Source organism: Pseudomonas sp. URMO17WK12:I9 (assembly GCF_900230165.1).
GTDB lineage: Bacteria > Pseudomonadota > Gammaproteobacteria > Pseudomonadales > Pseudomonadaceae > Aquipseudomonas > Aquipseudomonas fulva.
Map to the genome: position 1 here is coordinate 1 of NZ_OCMQ01000019.1, position 17,903 is coordinate 17,903.

At 60.3% G+C, this 17,903-nt stretch carries 20 protein-coding genes and 1 pseudogene; 13 read left to right on the plus strand and 8 right to left on the minus strand.

The annotated features are described in order from the left end of the window. The 3 genes and pseudogenes from CRP40_RS22125 to CRP40_RS21395 all read left to right on the plus strand — a co-directional run. Positions 1-319: pseudogene (locus tag CRP40_RS22125) on the plus strand (hypothetical protein); the annotation flags it as partial. A 166-nt stretch (positions 320-485) separates the two neighbouring features. After that, positions 486-1,373, plus strand: coding sequence for a threonine/homoserine exporter RhtA (rhtA, locus tag CRP40_RS21390; protein ID WP_027915731.1), 888 nt, complete (start codon positions 486-488; stop codon positions 1,371-1,373). 163 nt (positions 1,374-1,536) lie between these two features. Continuing rightward, the gene (locus tag CRP40_RS21395; RefSeq protein WP_023534016.1) at positions 1,537-1,818 is read left to right on the plus strand and encodes a hypothetical protein; all 282 of its coding nucleotides are present in this window, start codon (positions 1,537-1,539) and stop codon (positions 1,816-1,818) included. Between the two features lie 30 nt (positions 1,819-1,848). Here CRP40_RS21395 and CRP40_RS21400 read toward each other — a convergent pair whose 3' ends face one another. Beyond that, positions 1,849-3,657, minus strand: a complete 1,809-nt coding sequence (locus CRP40_RS21400; protein WP_027915732.1) for an aminopeptidase P family protein — start codon at positions 3,655-3,657, stop codon at positions 1,849-1,851. Positions 3,658-3,850: 193 nt separating this feature from the next. Here CRP40_RS21400 and CRP40_RS21405 point away from each other — a divergent pair, with 193 nt between their 5' ends. Continuing rightward, the gene (locus CRP40_RS21405; RefSeq protein WP_027915733.1) at positions 3,851-4,969 is read left to right on the plus strand and encodes a DUF3182 family protein; all 1,119 of its coding nucleotides are present in this window, start codon (positions 3,851-3,853) and stop codon (positions 4,967-4,969) included. After that, a complete protein-coding gene (locus CRP40_RS21410; protein WP_027915734.1) occupies positions 4,953-5,723 on the plus strand; it encodes an alpha/beta hydrolase in 771 nt (256 codons plus the stop codon). The genes CRP40_RS21405 and CRP40_RS21410 overlap by 17 nt, the downstream gene beginning before the upstream one ends. A 3-nt stretch (positions 5,724-5,726) precedes the next feature. Here CRP40_RS21410 and CRP40_RS21415 read toward each other — a convergent pair whose 3' ends face one another. Beyond that, the gene (locus CRP40_RS21415) at positions 5,727-6,083 is read right to left on the minus strand and encodes a hypothetical protein (protein ID WP_027915735.1); all 357 of its coding nucleotides are present in this window, start codon (positions 6,081-6,083) and stop codon (positions 5,727-5,729) included. 52 nt (positions 6,084-6,135) lie between these two features. Next, on the minus strand, positions 6,136-7,170 hold the full coding sequence (locus CRP40_RS21420; RefSeq protein ID WP_027915736.1) for a helix-turn-helix domain-containing protein: 1,035 nt from the start codon (positions 7,168-7,170) through the stop codon (positions 6,136-6,138). 82 nt (positions 7,171-7,252) lie between these two features. On the opposite strand from CRP40_RS21420, the gene CRP40_RS21425 reads away from it, so the two are divergent. Then, positions 7,253-7,816 carry a cysteine hydrolase family protein gene (locus tag CRP40_RS21425; RefSeq protein WP_027915737.1) on the plus strand — a complete coding sequence of 188 codons (564 nt, stop codon included), beginning with the start codon at positions 7,253-7,255 and terminating at the stop codon, positions 7,814-7,816. A 23-nt stretch (positions 7,817-7,839) separates the two neighbouring features. On the opposite strand, the gene CRP40_RS21430 is transcribed toward CRP40_RS21425, so the two are convergent. Continuing rightward, positions 7,840-8,403 carry an XRE family transcriptional regulator gene (locus tag CRP40_RS21430; protein WP_027915738.1) on the minus strand — a complete coding sequence of 188 codons (564 nt, stop codon included), beginning with the start codon at positions 8,401-8,403 and terminating at the stop codon, positions 7,840-7,842. Positions 8,404-8,486: 83 nt separating this feature from the next. On the opposite strand from CRP40_RS21430, the gene CRP40_RS21435 reads away from it, so the two are divergent. The 7 genes from CRP40_RS21435 to CRP40_RS21465 all read left to right on the plus strand — a co-directional run bounded on the left by CRP40_RS21435 (position 8,487) and on the right by CRP40_RS21465 (position 15,635). Further along, positions 8,487-9,434 carry a DMT family transporter gene (locus tag CRP40_RS21435; RefSeq protein ID WP_027915739.1) on the plus strand — a complete coding sequence of 316 codons (948 nt, stop codon included), beginning with the start codon at positions 8,487-8,489 and terminating at the stop codon, positions 9,432-9,434. A 143-nt stretch (positions 9,435-9,577) separates the two neighbouring features. Continuing rightward, positions 9,578-12,493 carry a monovalent cation/H+ antiporter subunit A gene (locus CRP40_RS21440; protein WP_027915740.1) on the plus strand — a complete coding sequence of 972 codons (2,916 nt, stop codon included), beginning with the start codon at positions 9,578-9,580 and terminating at the stop codon, positions 12,491-12,493. Then, positions 12,493-12,837, plus strand: a complete 345-nt coding sequence (locus tag CRP40_RS21445; protein ID WP_023534014.1) for a Na+/H+ antiporter subunit C — start codon at positions 12,493-12,495, stop codon at positions 12,835-12,837. Before CRP40_RS21440 ends, CRP40_RS21445 begins: the two co-directional genes overlap by 1 nt. After that, positions 12,834-14,513, plus strand: coding sequence for a monovalent cation/H+ antiporter subunit D (locus CRP40_RS21450; protein WP_027915741.1), 1,680 nt, complete (start codon positions 12,834-12,836; stop codon positions 14,511-14,513). The genes CRP40_RS21445 and CRP40_RS21450 overlap by 4 nt, the downstream gene beginning before the upstream one ends. Further along, on the plus strand, positions 14,510-14,998 hold the full coding sequence (locus tag CRP40_RS21455) for a Na+/H+ antiporter subunit E (protein WP_027915742.1): 489 nt from the start codon (positions 14,510-14,512) through the stop codon (positions 14,996-14,998). Before CRP40_RS21450 ends, CRP40_RS21455 begins: the two co-directional genes overlap by 4 nt. Continuing rightward, positions 14,995-15,273 carry a K+/H+ antiporter subunit F gene (locus CRP40_RS21460; protein ID WP_027915743.1) on the plus strand — a complete coding sequence of 93 codons (279 nt, stop codon included), beginning with the start codon at positions 14,995-14,997 and terminating at the stop codon, positions 15,271-15,273. The genes CRP40_RS21455 and CRP40_RS21460 overlap by 4 nt, the downstream gene beginning before the upstream one ends. Continuing rightward, on the plus strand, positions 15,270-15,635 hold the full coding sequence (locus CRP40_RS21465) for a Na+/H+ antiporter subunit G (protein WP_027915744.1): 366 nt from the start codon (positions 15,270-15,272) through the stop codon (positions 15,633-15,635). Before CRP40_RS21460 ends, CRP40_RS21465 begins: the two co-directional genes overlap by 4 nt. A 6-nt stretch (positions 15,636-15,641) precedes the next feature. Here CRP40_RS21465 and CRP40_RS21470 read toward each other — a convergent pair whose 3' ends face one another. The 4 genes from CRP40_RS21470 to CRP40_RS21485 form a co-directional block, all read right to left on the minus strand. Further along, the gene (locus tag CRP40_RS21470) at positions 15,642-15,860 is read right to left on the minus strand and encodes a hypothetical protein (protein ID WP_027915745.1); all 219 of its coding nucleotides are present in this window, start codon (positions 15,858-15,860) and stop codon (positions 15,642-15,644) included. Beyond that, positions 15,857-16,327, minus strand: a complete 471-nt coding sequence (locus tag CRP40_RS21475; protein WP_027915746.1) for a hypothetical protein — start codon at positions 16,325-16,327, stop codon at positions 15,857-15,859. Before CRP40_RS21475 ends, CRP40_RS21470 begins: the two co-directional genes overlap by 4 nt. Before the next feature lie 458 nt (positions 16,328-16,785). Then, positions 16,786-17,190: a TraR/DksA C4-type zinc finger protein gene (locus CRP40_RS21480; protein WP_023534004.1), complete on the minus strand. Its 405-nt coding sequence runs from the start codon at positions 17,188-17,190 to the stop codon at positions 16,786-16,788. A gap of 431 nt (positions 17,191-17,621) precedes the next feature. Beyond that, on the minus strand, positions 17,622-17,903 hold a 282-nt coding region (locus CRP40_RS21485; protein WP_141400920.1), incomplete at its 5' end, for an integrase core domain-containing protein.

Consider the following 17,903-nt stretch of genomic DNA (forward strand, 5'->3'; position numbering starts at 1 on the left):
GATCAAACTCTTCAGTTCAATACTGCTTGGGTTTTTAAGAAACCCTAAACTTGGCTCAGCAATCTCAAATGACTATGTGATTTCTCGCATGGTCACTTGTGATGCTGATAATCTTTCTGACTATCAGTCCGTACTCACAAGCACCCACACGAATTGCTTGATTCGATTTGTTAAAGAGCGTTTGGCTGAGAGTGTTTCGTCTCAACCGAGGCGCGCATTCTACGCTTTCCTCACTGCCTGTCAAGCGTTTATTTTGAAGTTTGTTTCGAGAAACTCGTTCAACTTCAAAGGCTTGCAGTCGTCCAGCGCGTCAAGTTGATGCCCGACTGCGCTGGAGTGGGGCGAATTATAGACACTAATTTCTCAGCGTCAAGCATTAATCTTCTCCGGATGTCATTTCAGGGGAACGCCCAACGCGCTGTTGCTGTCTCTCTCACCATTGCGCACTATAGTGCGCAAAAAACACCCTCAGGTAATTCGCCCTCATGACAAAACCGCCTCGCAGCCTGGCTTCGGTGCTATTCCCAATAGGCCTGCTGCTCATCGCCATGGCATCGATTCAGACCGGCGCTTCAATCGCCAAAAGCATGTTCCCGCTCATTGGCGCACAAGGCACGACCTCACTGCGCCTGATTTTCGCCAGCCTGATCATGATTGCACTCTTAAGGCCATGGCGGGCGCGCTTCAATACTCGCACCCTGCGCAACGTCGTGATCTATGGCTTGGCGCTCGGCGGCATGAATTTCCTCTTCTATATGTCCTTGCAGACGGTGCCGATTGGCATCGCGGTGGCCCTCGAGTTCACCGGACCACTGGCAGTGGCAATATTTGCCTCACGCCGCGCGATCGACTTCATCTGGATCGCGCTGGCCATTTTCGGTCTACTGATGTTGCTGCCCGCAGGCCATGGCGGAGAGGCGCTGGACCCACTGGGCGCGTGCTACGCAATCGGCGCGGGGGCGTGCTGGGCACTCTATATAGTCTTCGGCCAACGGGCTGGTGCTGAACATGGCGTGCAAAGCGCAGCGCTGGGGGTGCTGGTCGCAGCACTGTTCATCGCACCGATTGGCATCGTGCATGCCGGTAGCCTGCTGCTGACGCCCGCGGTCATCCCCATGGCGATCGCTGTGGCGGTATTGTCTACCGCCCTTCCCTATAGCCTGGAAATGGTTGCGCTCACGCGCATGCCCGCGCGCACCTTCGGCACCCTGATGAGCATCGAGCCTGCCTTCGGCGCCTTGTCCGGGCTGCTGTTCCTGGGCGAAGTGCTGTCATTTACGCAATGGCTCGCCATCGGCGCAATCATCGCGGCCTCCGTGGGCACGACTCTGTCCATGCGCCATGGCCCAGGACCCGCGATAGTTGCCGATTGACAGGGAAAAACTTTCATCGGAGGCTGCGTGGGTGTTGTGGCGTCACCGCTCGCTGATTAAGCTGTCCCAGCGCAGTCGAATAGGGACGCTGTACTCTTCAGGACGAACCCGAGCGAAAACGACGGACCCAGCCAGCTGATCCGTCCTGCATTTAAGGACAGGAATGAAACGTATTTTGCTCATCCTGGCCATCTTGGCTATTGCTGGATGTGCCGCCACGGCTAAGACCGAGGTCAAACGGGGCAAGAAAGGCCTGCATATCAATTGCTCTGGCCTGTCTTCTTCATGGGACAACTGCTACAGCAAGGCCGCGAGCGCCTGCACCACCCGCGGGTACCGCGTCGTCGCCCGCTCAGGCGACAGCGACGAAGAGGACGGCGATTATCTATTCGGCATCAACCCTGCCGGCTACACCAGCCGCAGCATGATCGTCATTTGCAAATGACCGGGGCAGCCTGTTGGCTGCCCTCATCCACTAAATTGCCACGGTACGTGACAGCAGCCAGGCCAGCGCCTTTCCTTCCAGGAGCGGAGCCAATCGCTCTCGCACCGTGGAGTGGTACGTATTGAGCCAGCAAACCTCTTGCTCAGTCAGCCGCTCCAACAACAGACAACGCGTATCGATGGGGCACAGCGTCAACGTCTCGAAATCGAGAAATTCACCGAATGCACTGCGCCCGACGCTTCGCGCGGCTACCAGGTTTTCAATACGTACCCCCCATTGCCCAGGGCGGTAGGTGCCAGGCTCGATTGAGCTGATCATGCCTTCCTGCATGGCGGTCTGGGGCGTGGGCGCTGCCAGATAGGCGATCACCTGGGGCCCTTCATGAACATTGAGGAAATAGCCCACGCCATGGCCTGTGCCGTGGCCGTAATCGACCTGGTCGGCCCAGATTGGCGCACGGGCTATGGCATCAAGCATGGGCGACAACACGCCACGCGGGAAGGTCGCCCGCGACAGCGCAATCATGCCCTTGAGCACACGGGTACAGTCGAGCTTCTGCAAATCGCTCGGTTGCCCGATGGGGACCATACGCGTGATATCCGTCGTCCCACCGAGGTATTGGCCGCCTGAGTCGATGAGCAGCAGGCCGTCGCCCTCGATCACCGCGTGTGACTGATCGGTGGCCCGGTAGTGGGGCATCGCACCATTGGCATTAAACGCCGCAATGGTCGAGAAACTCAGTGAGACGAAGCCCGGCCGCCGGGCGCGCGCCGCAGTGAGTTGCTCATCGACGGTCAGCTCGGTCACCACCTGGCTCCCTCGCGCTTCTTCAAACCAGGCGAAAAACTCACACAAGGCGGCGCCGTCCTGTTCCATCGCCCGACGAACATGCTCAAGCTCGCCCTCAGCCTTGCACGCTTTGCTCAGGGTGCTGGGATTCGGGCCTTCCACGAGCACTACGCCTTCTGCAAGCGGCTCAAGCAATCCGCACGTCACCCGCGCCGGGTCCACCAACAAGCGATTTCCAGGTGACAGTTGACCAAGCGCGCGGGCGGCCTCGCTGTAGTCTCGTACTTCGATGCCATCCTGGCGCAGCGCCTGACGAAGGGGCTCATCGACTTTTGCCGAGGCGATGAAAAGCTGCGCACGCTGCGCATCGATCAGGGCAAACGCCAGAAACACCGGATTGTAGGACACATCACTGCCGCGCAAGTTGAACAACCAGGCAATGTCATCCAAGGTGGCGATGAAATGACTGTCCGCGCCTTTAGCCTGCATCGCCTGCCGCACCCGTGCCAGCTTCTGCGCACGGCCCACCACCGCGTATGGCGCAAGATGTGAGTACACCGGGCTGGACGGTAGCGCCGGCCGGTCGCTCCAGACGCGGCCCAGCAGATCCTGGTCAGTCACCAGCCTTGCGCCTCGTTGGCCAAGGCGCTCTCGCAATTGGCGCGCCGAAGCCAAGGCCATCGCACGACCATCCACACCGGCGCAACCTTGTGGTTGAACCTGTTCAGCCAACCAGTCCAGCGCGCCCGGCTGCCCGGGTGACAATTTCATCAATTCGATGCCGCTACCTGCCAGCTCTCGCTCAGCCTGCTCCCAATAGCGGCTATCGACCCATAGCCCGGCAAACTGCTGGGTGATGATCAGGGTGCCAACCGAACCGGTGAAGCCCGACAGCCATTGGCGACCTTGCCAATACCCTGGCAGATACTCGGAAAGATGAGGGTCGGCCGATGGAACCAGCAGGGCATCAAGCTCTTCTGCGGCCATGGTCGCACGCATCGCGGCAAGACGCTGGGCCGTGGTCTGTTGGGGAGTGGTGTGCACGATCATGCCCTTTTCTGTGGCGACATCGGTTATGCCTGAGCAATTGATGATGGAATAGCTACCCGCGTACTGCAATCAGCAATTGCTGGGCTACACGCCTCTGGGAAAGGTCCTACGCCGGACTGTACCGCCGATCCTGCCATGCTGAACTTAACCAAGGTCCCGGATTCATAGGCAGTACAGTCTCCCTGCAAGGCGGATCGCCATGCCCAATGCCTGTCAGCACAAACAAGGCGTCGTGATACTCGACACTCGCCCCCATACCCCCGATCACGAGCACGCCGTCTACCGCAAGCTATCGGAAGGCTTCGCACAGCTGCTGGGTTGCCCCGTGGTTGACCTGAACGGACCGCCAGAAGCGCACGCCTCCTATTACTACATGCTCACACAACCGTTGGTTGACCCGGCCCATCTGACAGCCCTTGGCATAGAGAGCGAGGCCGACTTTTTCGGCGGTGCCGTCGCCCACCCCTTCATGGCCACCAAAGCCATTTCGCATCCTCTGCCGCCAGGTGCTCCACCGAAGCCTGATTGGCCTGAAGCATTTGCGCGGCAGGCGTGCGAGGCGCTGCTCAAGGGCTACACCGTGTTTGACAAGGCCACCGCACGGCGCGCGGCTCAACTACTTTTGGTGGAGGGGCCCGCACGACTCAAACCCGTGCGCGCATGCGCGGGTCGAGGGCAAGTGGTGTTTTCTACGCTTGAGGAATTCGAACCCCTGCTCTGTTCAGTGGATGACGAAGAACTCATGACCTGGGGCTTGGTGCTGGAGCAGAACCTGAACAACGTCGAGACGTTCAGCGTCGGCCAGGTACGGGTTGCAGGATTGGTGTGCAGCTATTACGGCACACAACAACTGACCCAGGATCACCAAGGTATCGAGGTGTACGGCGGCTCTGACCTGACCTTCGTACGAGGAGGCTTTGCGTCTCTGCTGGGCGAGCCCTTGGAAGACAGCGTTCGCCTGGCGATCGAGCAGGCAATGGCTTATGACCAGGCTGCCGAACGACACTTACCTGGCTTCATCGCCTCACGCCGCAATTATGACATTGCCCGCGGCACCGACACCAAAGGTCAGATCCGCAGTGGCGTGCTGGAGCAATCCTGGCGGATGGGCGGTGCCAGCAGCGCCGAATTGCTCGCCCTGCAGGCATTCGCTGCCAACGGCCTGGTCAATCGAGTGCGCGCTAGCACCCACGAAGTGTTTGGCACGCCCGCGCTACCCGCGCACGCTACTCTCTTTTATCAAGGAAATGACAGTGAACTCGGACAACTCACCAAATACGCGCAGCTCCGACACGTTGGCCATTCAGAGTGAGACGATCGAGTTGCCGGTGAACGGGGATACCATCTGCGCGACCCTGGTCAGCCCCGGCAGCAAAATCCCCGGCATCCTGTTCGTCCACGGCTGGGGCGGTAGCCAGCAACGCGATCTTGCCAGGGCGCGGCACATCACAGGACTTGGCTGCGTCTGCATGACCTTCGATCTTCGTGGCCATGAAAAAACCCAAAGTCAGCGTCTGACAGTGACGCGAGAGCAGAATCTGCAGGACCTGCTGACGGCCTACGACCGGCTGGTCAGTCACCCCACCGTGGACGCCAACGCCATCGCCGTGATCGGCAGCAGCTACGGCGGCTACCTGGCCACCTTGTTGACATCAATGCGCCCGGTCCGCTGGCTGGCCCTGCGGGTACCGGCCATGTACTGGGACGAGGAGTGGAATACGCCCAAGCAGTCCCTGGACCGACAACGGCTCAATGACTATCGCCGTCGCCCCCTGGCGCCATCTGACAACCGCGCACTGGCCGCTTGCGCCGGGTTTGGCGGCGATGTTCTGCTGGTGGAGTCCGAGCACGATGATTACGTCCCCCACAGCACGCTGATGAGTTACCGCTCAGCCTTCAGCAGTGCCCACTCGCTCACCCACCGGATCGTCGACGGCGCCGACCACGGCCTGTCCACCGAAGAAAGCCAGAAGGCCTACAGCGCACTGCTGGCGGCATGGATCAGCGAAATGGTCATTGGTGCTCGCCTGGACCGCTATCCCCACTACGCGCCCTGGTACGCATGAAGCTCACACCATCTGGCAGTACAACGCTCCGTCAGGATGGCGAGCCAGACTCCGCAGCGCCGTGAAGGCAGTGAAGTTCACGGCGCTGGCATGATACTGCTGGAGCATGCTCAGAAACGACCCGTCCAGCACTTGCTCGATGGCCGCCTCACTGGCCTCCCGGTTGGTCCACTGCAGCGACTGCAACACACGGCAGCCATCTTCGCTGGCCTGGACACTGACCGCCCGCAGGTCTTCACAGCCTGCTGCCAATGACTCACTGCGCAGCACCAGTGCCTGGGCCAATGCCTGCTGAAAGACGACGGCGACCCGATATTCGATCATCTGGGTGTACCAGATGGCAGGGACACTTCCTGACATCAACAACCTCCTGACAAGGGATACACATCGCAATGCCCGGAAGGTTAAAACCTCAACCAATCTCGAGGTCAAGAGGTTCGCTGTCCATTTCAACCTGCCCTCCAGGCTGTGGTGCCACCACCTGCCGCCGAAACGCACTGGGGGTGACACCTGTAGCGCGCTGAAAGACCTTGCGAAACGCCCCCGGGTCCCGATAACCCACATCCCAGGCGATCTGGTCGACTGTCCTGCGCGTGAACTCCAGCAGACGTGCTGCCCGGCACACCCTTATCTGCTGACAGTACTCGGTAGGGCGCAACGCTGTGGCCAAGCGAAACCGCCTCAAGAACGTGCGTGGTTCCAGGCAGGCGCGCGCCGCCATCGCTGCGAGGTCCGCCGTGCGTGCGCCTGTAGCTTGTAACCAGTGCTGAACCTTCAGGACGGCTTCATCGCCATGATCGAGCAACGGGTTGAGGCGAGTACCGGGCAAAGCGTCAGGTACCGGTTCTACTGCCAGGAAGTTCGCGGTGTCGGCTGCAACGGTATTGCCCATAAATCGTTGCACCAGGCACAGGCCCAAAGTGGTCCATGCCATCAGGCCAGCGGAGCTGACGATATCGCCGTCATCGAGCAACGCCTGTTGAACCTCGGCCCTGGTGTGCGGGTAACGCGCCTCGAGTATCTGCACATGATTGCGGTGAGCGCATGCAGTGCGTCCATCCAGCAGACCACAGGCCGCAATGAAGAATACCCCGATGCACACGCAGGCCAGTACGGTGCCCTCCTGATGCAATCGGCACAAAGCCGAACGATGGCGAACCAAGCAGGCGTCGTCGGGAATGGCATGCAGGCTTGGCGGGATGATCAGAACACGCAGTCGAGCATCACTGGCATCCCCTAGTGGGGGCTCAGCCAGCAGCTCCCCCTCCGCACCCACACGCCATACGCTGATACGTACACGAGGCGCCTGGGCCGCACCCAAGGTGTCAGCCATGCGGTTAGCCACGGCGAACAGGTCTTGCAGGCCGTGGATCGCTGCCTCTTGTGCATCGGGATAGCGAAGCAGGCCAATCTCCAGAAAACGAGCCATGTCAGTTTTGCCCCGCATAGTGTCTTTCGCGCCGATTCACGCCTATCGCGCGACAGCCTATAACTAAGCAACCGCCAAAACCACTGCCCTTGGAGGCAACATGAGCACCCATGCACTGATCATCATCGATATCCAGAACGACTATTTCCCAGGCGGAAGGTGGCCACTGGAGGGCGCCGAGCGCGCCGCTGAAAATGCGGCCCGCCTGCTCCAGGCTGCGCGCGATGCGAAAGACTTCGTCGTGCACGTACGCCACGAGTTCGACAGCGCCGACGCTCCCTTCTTTGCCCCAGGCTCTTCGGGCGCAGCCATTCACCCGCGTGTTCACCCGTTACCTGGAGAGGCTGTGATTCTCAAGCACAAGGTCAACGCTTTTCTCTCGACCGATCTTGCGCCGACGCTCGAACGCCAGGGTATCAAGTCGCTGACCGTCGTGGGCAGCATGAGCCACATGTGCATCGATGCGGCGGTGCGCGCAGCAGCCGACCTCGGGTATGTCGTCACGGTCGCCCATGATGCCTGCGCCACCCTGGCCCTGGAGTTCAACGGGAAATGGGTACCTGCTGCACAGGTGCATGACGCATCGATGGCGGCCCTGGCGTTCGCCTATGCCTCGGTGCGCAGCACTGATGCACTGCTCGAAGAGACTGCCGGTCGCACCTGAGCGGCTTTCGGCCAGTACGGCCCTCAGATTACAACGTTGCGCACGAACTTCACTGCCGTCGCGCCATCGTTGCGATAGGCGTAACGGCAATTGCTGGCGAATACGTGAAAGCGGCCCTGCTCGAGTCGGTGCTCGACACCCTCGATGATCAGCGTCAGTACACCTTCGACCACGTAGATCTGCTCGCTCCAGCCTTCGGCATCCGCCTCGCTGCGATAGTGCTCGCCGACCGCCAGCGTCCATTCCCACAGCTCGACTTCACGACGGGCCATGCTGCTTGCCAGCAGGATGGCCCGGCTTTGCGGATGTTCACCCGCCCAGGCCAACTCTTCGATACGACCAGGGTTACGCTGGTCAGGCGCCTGGATCAATGTACTGAACGCCACCCCGAGCGCCTCGGCGATGAGGTCGAGCGTGGTTAGGCTGACATTTTTTTCGCCCGCCTCAATCGCCACCAGCATGCGACGACTGACACCTGAACGCTCGGCCAAGGTTGCCTGGCTGATGCCAGCCACATTGCGCAGCCTGCGAACGTTCAAGCTCACGTGTTGCAGCACCGAAGCGCGATGCGAAGTGTCGTTGTGCACTATATTGCTCATCCCTAGTTGTTGCGCAGTATACTGCCCACTTTGCGCCGATTGTGCGCCCTGTCCTACGAGCCTGCAACCGCATGAATCAGTCACGCCCGCAACGCCCCACGTTTTCGTTCCGTCTCAGCAAAGCCGAGTGGGTGCTGGTGTTCATCACCATGCTCTGGGGCGGTACCTTCCTGCTGGTGCACAACGTGATGGCCGTCAGCGGCCCCATGTTCTTCGTGGGTTTGCGCTTTGCCGCGGCTGCCCTGTTCGTCGGCATGGTCTCGGCGCGCGCCTTGCAAGGGTTGACCCTTGTCGAATTCAAGGCGGGCCTGTGCATTGGCGTGTTGATCATGTTGGGCTACGGCTTGCAGACCATGGGCCTGCAGACGATCAGCAGCAGCCAATCAGCGTTCATCACGGCGCTTTACGTGCCCTTCGTACCCTTGCTGCAATGGCTGGTACTGGGCCGGCGCCCGGGCCTGATGCCCAGCCTTGGGATCGGCCTGGCGTTCGTTGGCCTGGTGCTGCTTGCCGGCCCGCAGGCCGGTAGCCTGCACATGAGCGAAGGCGAGCTGGTTACACTGGTCAGCGCCATCGCCATCGCGGGCGAAATCATTCTGATCAGTCGCTTTGCCGGGCGCGTCGACGTTCGCCGCGTTACCGTGGTGCAACTGGCAACGGCCTCGGTGCTGGCATTCATGATGATGCTGCCTACCCAGGAATCGGTACCTGACTTCTCCTGGCTTTTGCTGAGCAGTGCGATTGGCTTGGGCCTGATGAGCGCGGTGATCCAAGTGGCGATGAATTGGGCACAGAAATCGGTATCACCCACACGGGCTACGCTGATCTACGCCGGTGAGCCAGTCTGGGCCGGCCTGGTCGGACGGATAGCGGGAGAACGCCTGCCGGGATTGGCACTGTTAGGCGGCCTGCTGATCGTCATCGCCGTGGTCATCAGCGAGTTGCGAGTGCGCCGCAGGCCAGAACCTGCTGATACCGAACTTGCACAGAATGAACGTCAACTCAAGACCGGTCTCTAAAGGTCCGACTGTCCTTTGTAAAAAACTGTTATAAAAAAACAGCCTGTCACAGCCCTTTTGTAGGATTCTGCGACAGGTTGTGTGTTGGTCGATGACCCGTCCGGCACGTATGATCCTTGGAAAACCTCTCAGAATAGAACTCTATGTCTTTGATAGTGCTATTGCTTCTGCCGTTCGTGGGCAGTTTGCTGGCAGCCGCGCTGCCGCACAACGCACGTAACGCCGAGTCCATACTCGCCGGGCTCGTGGCCTTGGTCGGCACCGTCCAGGTAGCACTTCTCTATCCACAGGTGGCCCATGGCGGTGTCATCCGTGAAGAATTCCTGTGGCTGCCCAGCCTCGGGCTCAACTTCGTGCTGCGCATGGACGGCTTTGCCTGGCTGTTCTCACTGCTGGTGCTGGGCATCGGTACGTTGGTGTCTCTGTACGCGCGCTACTACATGTCGCCACAGGACCCGGTGCCGCGATTTTTTGCCTTCTTCCTTGCATTCATGGGCGCAATGCTGGGGCTGGTGCTGTCGGGCAACCTTTTACAACTGGTGTTTTTCTGGGAGCTCACCAGCCTCTTCTCCTTCCTCTTGATCGGCTACTGGCATCATCGGGCCGACGCGCGCCGTGGCGCCTACATGGCGCTGATGGTTACCGGTGCCGGAGGCTTGTGCCTGCTGGTGGGGGCGCTGCTGCTCGGCCATGTGGTGGGCAGCTATGACCTGGACAAGGTCCTGGCTGCAGGTGACACCATACGCCAGCATGCGCTTTACCCAGTGCTGTTGCCCCTGATCCTGATCGGCGCCCTGAGCAAGAGCGCGCAATTTCCCTTCCATTTCTGGCTACCGCATGCCATGGCAGCACCCACGCCGGTGTCGGCGTATTTGCATTCGGCAACCATGGTCAAGGCCGGCGTATTTTTGCTGGCGCGCCTGTGGCCAGTGCTGTCGGGTACCGACGAATGGTTCTGGATCGTCGGGGGTGCTGGTGCGCTGACGCTGCTGCTCGGTGCTTTTGCAGCGATGTTCCAGAATGACCTCAAAGGCCTCCTGGCCTACTCGACCATCAGCCATCTGGGCCTCATCACGCTGTTGCTGGGCCTGAACAGCTCGCTGGCCGCCGTCGCGGCGGTCTTCCACATTCTCAACCATGCAACCTTCAAGGCGTCGTTGTTCATGGCCGCTGGCATCATCGACCACGAAAGTGGTACGCGTGACATCCGGCGCCTGAGCGGCCTGGTCCGGCTGGTTCCCTACACAGCCACCCTGGCCATGGTCGCCAGCGCCTCCATGGCGGGGGTGCCGCTGATGAACGGCTTCCTGTCCAAGGAAATGTTCTTCGCCGAAACCGTGTTCATCACTTCCAGCGCCTGGGTCGAAGCCATGCTTCCGGTGATCGCCACCCTGGCCGGCACTTTCAGCGTGGCCTACGCGCTGCGCTTCACGGTCGATGTGTTCTTCGGCCCCACCGCCCAAGACCTGCCGCATACGCCACACGAACCCCCGCGCTGGATGCGCGCGCCGGTCGAGCTGCTGGTGCTGACATGCCTGGTGGTCGGCATTTTCCCCGCCCAGTCCGTAGGCCCGTTGCTGGCCGCTGCGGCACTGCCGGTGGTAGGGGGTACGCTACCCGAGTACAGCCTGGCCATCTGGCACGGCTGGAATGCGCCTTTGATCATGAGCCTTGTGGCCATGAGTGGCGGCGTGGTTCTGTACCTGCTGTTGCGCAAGCAACTGCGACGGGGCCGCTTCCCCTGCCCTCCCGTGATGGGCCGATTCGACGGCAAACGCCTGTTTGAGTACGGCCAGGTGCAGCTGATGCTGATGGCGCGGCGCATCGAGCACCTGCTTACCAGCCGGCGCCTGCAGGCGCAGCTGTTCATGCTAGTGGTAGCCGCCTTCCTCGCCGGCCTGACACCCATGCTTTACAGTGGCCTTACCTGGGGCGAACGGCCCAAGATCCCGGGGTCAGGGGTATTCGTCGCACTCTGGGTGATCGCCATTGCCTGTGCGATCGGTGCGGCGTACCAAGCCAAGTACCACCGTCTGGCGGCCCTGACCATGGTCAGTGTGTGCGGCTTGATGACCTGTATCACCTTTGTGTGGTTCTCCGCGCCTGATCTGGCCCTGACCCAGTTGGTCGTCGAAGTGGTGACCACTGTCCTGATCCTTCTTGGTCTGCGTTGGCTTCCACGTCGTATCGAAGGTGTGTCGCCTCTGCCCGGCAGGTTCGACCGCGCCCGCGTGCGTCGCTTGCGCGACCTGCTACTGGCGGTGTTGGTTGGCGCAGGGATGGCCGTGCTGTCCTACGCCATGCTCACCCGCCCTACGCCCAATGACATCTCATCGTTCTACTTGAGCCGCGCGCTGCCACAAGGTGGTGGTACCAATGTGGTCAATGTGATGCTGGTGGATTTCCGCGGCTTCGATACCCTGGGCGAAATCACCGTGCTGGTCGCGGTGGGGTTGACGGTTTTCGCGCTTCTGCGTCGCTTCCGCCCACCCAAGGAAAGCATGCAATTGCCGACCCAGCAGCGCCAGTTGGCACCAGATGTCGTCACCGACCTGATCAACCCGCGCCACGCTGCCGATACCGCACTGGGCTTCATGATGGTGCCCGCTGTACTGGTGCGCCTGTTGCTGCCAATCGCGCTGCTGGTGTCGATGTACCTGTTCATGCGTGGTCACAATCAGCCAGGCGGCGGCTTCGTCGCCGGGTTGGTGACTTCGGTGGCGTTCATCCTGCAATACATGGTCGCAGGCACCCAGTGGGTAGAAGCGCAGATGCGCCTGCGGCCCTTGCGCTGGATGGGCACCGGCCTGCTCTGCGCAACCTTGACCGGTGGCGGCGCCATCGTGTTCGGCTACCCGTTCCTGACCACCCATACGGCGCACCTGCACCTTCCTCTGCTCGGAGACATCCATCTGGCAAGCGCATTGTTCTTCGACGTCGGTGTGTTCACCGTGGTCGTCGGCTCGACCCTTTTGATACTCACGGCCCTGGCCCACCAGTCGGTACGTGCCTATCGCCCGGCCAGTCCAGGCAAGACCCGTAAAGCAGGAGCCGCCTGATGGAAGAAGTGATCGCAGTGGCCATTGGCGTGCTTGCCGCCTCCGGGGTCTGGTTGGTGCTACGCCCGCGCACCTATCAGGTGATCATGGGCTTGTGCCTGCTTTCCTATGGGGTCAACCTTTTCATCTTCAGCATGGGCAGCCTGTTCATCGGCAAGGAGCCCATCATCAAGGAAGGCGTGACCCAGGACCTGTTGCACTACACCGATCCGCTGCCACAGGCCCTGGTACTCACGGCAATCGTCATCAGCTTCGCCATGACCGCCCTGTTCCTCGTGGTGCTGCTGGCATCGCGCGGCCTGACCGGCACCGACCACGTAGATGGCCGGGAGCGTGAGGAATGAGCGGCATGAGCCAACTGATCGTTGCCCCTATCCTGCTGCCGTTGATTACAGCGGCAGTCATGTTGCTGCTGGGCGAAAAGCATCGATTGATCAAGGCACGGCTGAACCTGCTGTCGACCTTCGCCGGTCTTGGCATCGCCGTCAGCCTGCTGCTCTGGGTGCGTACCCAGGGCCAGGCAGAATCGATCGGCGTCTACCTGCCGGGCAACTGGCCAGCCCCGTTCGGCATCGTGCTGGTATTAGACCACCTGTCGGCGCTGATGCTAACCCTGACCGGCATCATCGGGCTAAGCGCCCTGCTGTTCGCACGGGCACGCTGGGATGGCGCCGGTGCAAGTTTTCATGCGCTGTTCCAGATCCAGCTGATGGGGCTGTACGGCGCATTCCTGACGGCAGACCTGTTCAACCTGTTCGTGTTCTTCGAAGTGCTGCTGGCAGCTTCATACGGTCTTCTGCTGCACGGGTCCGGCCGCGCACGCGTGCGGGCCGGCTTGCATTACATCGCCGTCAACCTTTTCGCGTCGTCGTTGTTCCTGATTGGCGCGGCAATGCTGTATGGCGTGACGGGTACATTGAGCCTTGCGGACCTGGCCCTGAAGATTCCGCTCGTACCCGAGGCCGACCGCGGCTTGCTGCATGCAGGCGCAGCGATCCTCGCCATGGCGTTTCTGGTCAAAGCAGGCATCTGGCCCTTGAACTTCTGGCTCGTCCCAGCCTATGCGTCTGCCAGCGCGCCAGTGGCTGCACTCTTTGCGATCATGACCAAGGTAGGGCTGTATGCCGTGCTGCGGGTATGGACGCTGCTGTTCTCCGGGCAAGCGGGGGCATCGGCCCACTTCGGCGGGGATTGGCTGGTTTACGGAGGCCTGGCGACCCTGGCCATGGCGGCGGTGTCGATCCTGGCAGCGCAGCGCCTGGAACGCATGGCGGCGTTGAGTATTCTGGTATCGGCTGGGACCTTGTTGGGGGCGGTGGGCTTCTCACAATTGGCGTTGACCGGAGCAGCGCTGTTCTACTTGGTGAATTCTACCCTGGCCTTGTGCGCCTTGTTCCTTCTGGCCGAACTCATCGAGCGCTCGCGGTCTGCCAATGAGTTGCCATTGGACGAGGAAGAAGACGCCATGCCGGCCTTGCTGGAATCGCTTCACCCCCCAAAAGGCATCAACCTCGATGACAATCAGAAAGCCGTCATCGGGCAGGTCATTCCATGGACCATGGCATTTCTGGGCTTGAGCTTCATCGCTTGCGCGCTGCTGATCATCGGCATGCCACCGCTTTCAGGCTTCGTTGCCAAGCTCAACTTGATCAGTGCCCTGTTCAACCCCAACGGTCTGGGGGTTCCGAGCCCATACACACTGGGCGCCGCTGGCTGGGGCCTTGTGGCCTTGCTGGTCTTGTCGGGAATGGCATCGCTGATCGCTTTCGGACGCGTCGGCATTCAACGTTTCTGGAAACCCGAAGAGCGGCCCTCGCCGGTGCTCAGGCGTTTCGAATGCCTTCCGATCGTGATATTGCTGGGCCTGTGCATGCTGCTCAGCTTCAAGGCCGAGCCGCTGCTGCGTTATAGCCTCGACACCGCCGCCAGCCTTCAGGCGCCTGATGCCTATATCGATGCAGTCATGGCGGCGCAGCCGAAACCTGGCCCCACCTCGCTCGACGTTCAGGTGCAGCCATGAGCCGACTCTTTCCTGCCCCCCTGCTATCGGCATGCCTGTTCGGCCTGTGGCTGTTGCTCAACCTTTCGCTGAGTCCGGGTAACCTCATCCTGGCCGCTGTGTTGGGGACACTGGCTCCGCTGCTGATGGCGCCATTACGGCCGCAGCATGCCCACGTCCGACGGCCCTGGGTGATCGTCAAGCTGATCGGCCGGGTTGGGGTGGACGTCATCCTGTCCAACCTGCAGGTCGCTCGCGGCGTTCTGGGTGCTGGAAGGCGACCGCCTCGCTCAGGCTTCGTCCACATTCCCCTGGATCTGCACGAGCCCCATGGGCTTGCGGCGCTGTCCATGATCACGACGGTGATCCCTGGAACAATCTGGTCGGAACTGGCCCTGGACCGTAGCGTGCTACTGCTGCACGTATTCGATCTGGATGATGAAGCGGCATTCATCCAGCATTTCAAGGAAGTCTACGAACGTCCCTTGATGGAGATCTTTCAATGAGTGGACTGCTCGCCAACGCTGTTCTCGCCAGCTTGTTCATCTTTGCGCTGGCTATGTGCCTTACCCTGCTTCGGCTATTCCGAGGCCCTTCGGCGCAGGACAGGGTTCTGGCCCTGGATTACCTGTACATTCTGGCAATGCTGACCATGCTGGTACTGGGCATCAGGTATGCCAGTGACACCTATTTCGAAGGGGCCTTGCTCATTGCGTTGTTCGGTTTCGTTGGCTCCTTCGCCTTGGCCAAGTTCCTGCTGCGTGGTGAGGTGATCGAATGACCGAGGCACTCAATCTGCCGTTCTGGCTTGAGATGATCACAGCCATACTGCTGGTAGCTGGCAGCCTTTTCGCACTGATCGGTGCAATTGGCCTGCTGCGCCTGAAAGACTATTTCCAACGCATGCACCCCCCAGCGCTGGCCTCGACCATCGGGGCCTGGTGCGTCGCGCTTGGCTCGATCATCTACTTTTCATGGCTGAAAGAGTCATTGGTGCTGCACGCATGGCTGATTCCCGTGCTGCTGTCGATCACGGTGCCCGTGACTACGTTGTTACTGGCGCGCGCCGGGCTGTTTCGCAAGCGTCAGGCCAAAGAGCCGGTACCCGAGGAGGTCAGCAGCGGTCTGGACCGTGGCAATTGACCGCAGTTAGCCTGGTTGCTCACTCAACTGCTGCAGTGCGCGTCTGACCATGGCGACGTAATGAGGCGGGCCTTGGGTATACAATTGGGCAGCTACCCAATCCAACCATCGCCCGCGCATCGCTTCACGGGCTGCGAGCAGCCGCTGCGCCTCGGCCATGGCGCGCGCCTGGTGCTCACGGTGATAGCGTTCCCGTGATCCAGGCGCTTGTTCTGGCAGCGTCACTCGCTTGCCTTGAACGTCGTCAGCTCACCCTTGCGCCATTTAGCAACCTTGCCGGTTACGGCTTTCAACAGCTTGCCGAGCCCTTCCTGAATTTGCTGCTCGGCGGCAAACACCAGCATCACGCCATGGCCTTCACGCAGTACGACCCCCTCGCCTTCCGGGACCGATACGAACGCGTAGTCGCCTATCCCATACACATTGAGCTTGATATCGCGAAAGCGCATTTCCAGCTTGCCGCCTTCGCGGCTGGGCAGCACGGCGGCACGAAAATGATCGCCGACTTTCAACTCAAGGCGCTGCTTGTCGTCGACCACCAGCGCACTTTCCGTGTCGATCTCGGCCATGTAGAGGCCTTCGGGGTTTTGCTCGGTGACATAGACGAATCGACCCTGGAACAACTGGGCCAGTTTCCCGCGCAAATCGCCAAGGACGAACAACGCGTGTGTATCAAGAGTGCTGACTGCCAATGAAGTAATCCTCAACCGTTTACAACCCGCCCTCGCAGGAGCTCGCGAAGCACGGCCATTTCAAATCGATAGGCAATGAGATTAATAAAACGCTGGGCGACATGTCTGTGCCCGCTGACGATGCAGCGTGCAGGATTTTTTACTCTAACGGCCGGCGTTGTTGTCGCTTACATACCCTTGGGCCATGCCCAAGCGCTGCCGGCGTAACGTCTGACATTGCATGCCCATGAAAATGCGATTCCGGATGGGTGCATGGCCTTGGAGCCTGATGGCGGCTCACACACTATCATCGGCGGGATATCCGAAAACAGTGAAATCCTAGAGAGACGCCATGTTTTAACAGGCTTGCCGGTTACTGCGCAACTGCTCCAGGCGAATTGCATGGGGCGTTGCGGTTTGATGCCTGAAATGCAAAAAGCCCCACGAATCGCTCCATGGGGCTTGGCAACCTGAGCGGCTCAGGCCTGACGCTGATGGCGATCAAGCTGCTCGTGGCGCTCTTGTGCTTCGATGCAGTATTTGGTGGTTGGGCTGATCAGCAAACGCTTGAGACCGATCGGTTCACCGCTGTCGTCGCACCAGCCGAAGCTCTCGTCGGCGATACGGTCCAGCGCCATCTCCAGTTGGGGAAGCAGGCGCTGATCGCGATCGATGGCATTCACCAGCCAGCTACGCTCTTCTTCGACCGATGCTACATCGGCAGGATCCGAGGGGGTATCCAGGCCTTCGATGGTGGCACGGCTCAGCTCGATGCGTTCATGGGTCTCGACTTTCATTGCTTGTAGCAGCTGAGTGAAGAAGCTCAGCTGTTCAGCATTCATGTAGTCATCGGCCGGCATGGCCAGCAACTGTTCCTTGGTCATCGATTTCTCTATGAAAATAGGTGCATTTAGGCGATTCGTTTGCCGCCGACGCCTAGGCATCGGCAGCGGAATTTTTTCAAGCGCCAGTCGGCACTCTTCAACAAGGGGCGGCAGTCTAAGGCGCAGCGTCGCCTTGAGCAACAGCAAAATGGGGTGGCGTTGGCATTCGCTGCTTACAATCCGCCGGCCGGTGCTTGCGTCTGAAGGCCTAGGCGCGAGTTTGAGCAGCGCGGGTAGATTCGGGAACATGTTTACTGCAAGGCAACGGTAACCTTAGAAACTATAATGCCGTGCTACCTGGATGGCGATGAGGGAGCGCTTCGCACTCCATCGCGGGACAAGCCCGCTCCTACAAAGGGCGCTTCATATACATGCCATTTATAAGCCTCACTGTAATAATCAATTACGAGGCAGCAACCACTGTGTAGTGGTCAACTCATCCCGGACACGGTTTTGAGTTTTTCTTCTGCTTTCGCTGGAGCTAGTCCATCGTTGAACTGATGAGGCCGGATCCAGTTGTAATGGCCCATTAGGTATTGGCCAATGTCTCGTTGAGCTTGCTGCCCGGTCAGGTAGCCCGTGGTCGGTATCCACTCTGATTTCAAGCTGCGGAAGACTCGCTCCATCGGTGCATTATCCCAACAGTTGCCTCGGCGGCTCATGCTCTGGCGTATGCGGTAGCGCCACAGTCTCTGGCGGAACTGACGGCTGCC